This window comes from Streptomyces marokkonensis (assembly GCF_039539045.1).
Classification (GTDB): domain Bacteria; phylum Actinomycetota; class Actinomycetes; order Streptomycetales; family Streptomycetaceae; genus Streptomyces; species Streptomyces marokkonensis.
This window is the reverse complement of record NZ_BAABCQ010000324.1, coordinates 1-3,282: the sequence shown is the minus strand read 5'-3', so window position 1 is coordinate 3,282 and position 3,282 is coordinate 1. Positions and strand designations below refer to the sequence as shown.

Annotated in this window: 3 protein-coding genes; all 3 read right to left on the bottom strand. The window is 62.9% G+C overall.

All coding sequences use genetic code 11. From position 1 onward, the window contains the following. Positions 1 to 146 precede the first annotated feature (146 nt). The 3 genes from ABEA26_RS35480 to ABEA26_RS35470 all read right to left on the bottom strand — a co-directional run bounded on the left by ABEA26_RS35480 (position 147) and on the right by ABEA26_RS35470 (position 3,187). Positions 147 to 1,247 (bottom strand): hypothetical protein, encoded by a 1,101-nt coding sequence (locus tag ABEA26_RS35480; protein ID WP_345598129.1) that lies wholly within the window; start codon positions 1,245 to 1,247, stop codon positions 147 to 149. Between the two features lie 299 nt (positions 1,248 to 1,546). Beyond that, a complete protein-coding gene (locus tag ABEA26_RS35475) occupies positions 1,547 to 2,206 on the bottom strand; it encodes a hypothetical protein (RefSeq protein ID WP_345598127.1) in 660 nt (219 codons plus the stop codon). Between the two features lie 60 nt (positions 2,207 to 2,266). Next, entirely contained in the window at positions 2,267 to 3,187 is a 921-nt protein-coding gene (locus ABEA26_RS35470) for a 5'-methylthioadenosine/S-adenosylhomocysteine nucleosidase family protein (protein WP_345598125.1), read from the bottom strand. Between the last annotated feature and the right edge of the window lie 95 nt (positions 3,188 to 3,282).

The following is a 3,282-nucleotide window of genomic DNA, read 5'->3' as shown; positions in this document are numbered from 1 at the left end:
CGCTATATCCAGTTCCTGCTTGAGCAGTTGGCTGGCCGCAACGAGCACCACGTGTTCGAGCAGATCGTGTTTCAGATTGCGCTGCGCAGGCTAAGCAGCAACATCGTGCCGGCTACCGGTCCGGTAAGTGCCGGCGGGGACACCGTCTAGGGGATGCGCGATCGCGACCAGGCATCCAGAATGCTGGCGACGTGACTGGTATGGCCGGCGAGCCCCTCATACAGAAGGCGGGCGTTCGCGTCGGGGAAGTAGGCGTCCAGCAACCCGTAAAACGGTTGGTGGAGGAACAGTTGCTCGTGCACGTTCCGCGGGGGCACGTAGTGGACCAGGGTGTTCCGAAAGCCGCTGTGAGCCTGCAAGATCAGACCGGTCATTGGGGCGTCCAGGATCTCCCTCAGCACGGAGCGGTCGGGAGTTCGCAGGCCAGCTCCGTACTCCTCGTCGAGCTTGGCGAGACTGGAGAACACATGGTGGAGCGTGATATAGCGCAGCTTCCAAAGACTGATCGCAGAGTGCTCGGCCTCCTCGGACAAGAGGACATCAAGGGTGTTCAGCGCGCAAGTCATGGCTGTCAAAGACGCTTTGACCTCCTCAGGCAAAGAGGGGTCGAAACTTCCTCGGTAATGCCTCTTGGCCCGCACGTCTTGCATCCTCAAGTCTGACTTGCGCACCGTGTCGAGGCAGGAAGGCCCTTCCCACGGCAGTCCGTCGGATATGGCCCTCACGTAGCGTCCCATTTCCACAGCGACCGTCCGGAGTCGTGCGCCCAGTACCTCGGCTTCGAAACGTTCGGGCGGGAAACCGAGGAAGAAACTCACTGTGTGGGAGGTCGAGACGAGCCTCCCTCGGAAGCGCCACAGGCCCAGGTCTGTCTCCAGCGGCCGCGCTAGCGGGAGCCATGTGTTGTTGAGGAACTCCTGGCGGTGCTGCTCGATGATGCGCCGGAATTCGGCACTCAGCTCCGCCGGTTTCTTGGCCTTGTCATCGTAGAGCTTGACCGAGTGCCGGGCCCGCGCGATCGTCTCGGCATGGTCGTAGGCAAGTGAGGTCGCAAGATCGGGTGCGATACGGCCCATCGCCCGGTGGGACTCGTGGAGGATCAGGCACATGTAGTTGTACAGACAGAAGACCGGGAGGATGGTCAGTTCCGGTCTGGCGATGACTCGCTGCAAGAAGCGCCGCAGGAACATGCCGTCTTGCATGATCAGCTGCAGGGCGAAGTCGTTTCCGGACAGGCGCGTCGTCATAGGTGGGCCGTGCTCCCCGTGCGGTGTCTGATGTCGCCTTCTGCGGCGGGTCCTGGACCAAAGCTGTCCGAGAGAGCCGGGCAGCCGCTTCCAGGCATCGTGCCAGCAGTCCAAGCCTGCGCACATCACGTTTTTCACTCAGCTGCCGCAGAGCGCTCCGGGCCTGGGCACGAGGGAAGCCTGTCGAGCCTCAGGTGTGCCGCCTATCTCGGGCGCAGCAGGCCCGTAGCAACTTCCCCTTGGCAACTCGTGCCGTGCTCCCCTTGACGAATCGTTTTTGGCCATCAGGTCGGTAGAGGTCAGGGAGTGGGGCGGGCTGAGGAACTGTTCCTCCATGCCACGTCGAACTGTTGGAGGGCTATCGAGTACAGAAGTCCGGGGGCCCGGGCGTAGAGGCAAGGGGAGTTCCTGCCGTGGCTGGAGCTGCTGTAGAAGGTGAGGTAGGCCGCCCGGTCCGTGGCAATCACGCGGCAGGTGTTGGGGAGGTCGAAGCTGCGCAGTTGGACATGGGGTTGCTCGCGGGTCACCTGGGCGATGTAGTCCGTGTTCGCCCGAACCTGGTTCTTGAGCAGGTCGGGCGTGAAGCCGGGATCGAAGAGGCGTAGATCCTGTGAGCGTCGGTCGAGCCAGGAGTCGGCCGGCGCGAGTGTGTCGGGCAGCAGTACCTGGACGGATCCCGGGGATAGCTCCCCCGACCACAGGGGGGAGAAGACCTCGCGGGTGAGTACGTTTCCTCGTCCCGCCAAGACCTTGACCCAACTGGCTCGGCCGAGATCGCGGGCGACATCGCCTTCGGCGGACGACTGGTGACGGTACACACGGGCGAGCCCGGTGCCAGAGAGGCGCGAGCAGACCGCGACCAGCCACCACAGAGGGCGGGAGCCGCGTACGAGGCCGAGGACGAGGATGATCGCGCTGGCTGCAAGCGAGCTGAGTATTCCGAACAGAAACGCAGTCATGCGAGCCATCTCCCAGTGTATGGCTGATCTCGGGTAGGCGGGTTTCCGTTTGGCAGAGAGTCAGCAGAGGTAGGGCAGAAGTTCTCGTAGAACGTATGCGGCGTTCCGGGCCGCCAGCTCGTGAAAGCCGTGACCCTTGCTCTGGTCGGCATTGTCGGACACGCCTCGGATGACGATCCAGCCGGGATTGGTAGCGCCGTGGACTGAGTTTTCCTGCCAGTACTGACTCAGTCCGCCGGCTTCCATGTCCACTGCCAAGACCTTCTCGTGATACTTCTTGAGCCATTCGCGGATGTCGCTCTCCCGGTCAGCGATGACGGCTTCACCGGATCCGATCAAACCTGGATAGACTTCAAATTCCTCCGACGCGTGCGTGGCAATTTGTCCGTGGATCCGTGCCGGGGTTCCATGATCGGCGAAGAAGGCGTTCACCGCGTGGACGACCGGTGCGGGAGCCTGGCGGTGCTCCCCGCGCCGACGGACGTCCCCCAGCGGATTGATCTTGCGGTTCTCGTAATACACGATCTCGGTGGAGACGATCACGTTGCCGACACGCGCGTGCTGATCGTGGATTCCACCGCCCACGCCCACGAGTGCCCACAGCCGCGGGTTGTAGTGGCGACGCAGGTTAGCCAGGGCGGCCATCGCCGAGCGCTGTCCCTGGCTCTGACTCTGGGTGGCCACGATGCGTACGGTTGCGTCCGGAGTGGTGTGCTCGCCCTGGTAGAAATACAGGCCCCCGCCCACCTTGTGCCGTTCGAGTTTCAACTCGTCTGCCACGGATCGCAGTTCCTCACTTAAGATTGTGACCACACCGATGTCCCAGCCGGCGGAGCCTGGTTCGCCGTCCGAGCCGATCTCGGCGGAGCGCGTGGAGTGGTGGGTGGGAGTGGCCAAGGAGACGCGAGCGTGCTCCCCGATGGCATTGTTATTAAAAGTGTTGTGGTCGCCGTGGCTGACGATTCCGCGATTGGTTTTCACTTGTTTCCTCCACCGCTGGGATTGGGGCCTGACGATTCGTGCACGGACGCGCCGACCTGCGCGGCGTCGCCCACGGCGTTGTTGCTGAAATTATT

Coding starts and splice junctions, on each gene's coding strand:
- ABEA26_RS35480 (WP_345598129.1), bottom strand. CDS start 1,247: ATGACGACGCGCCTGTCCGGAAACGACTTCGCCCTGCAGCTGATCATG.
- ABEA26_RS35475 (WP_345598127.1), bottom strand. CDS start 2,206: ATGACTGCGTTTCTGTTCGGAATACTCAGCTCGCTTGCAGCCAGCGCG.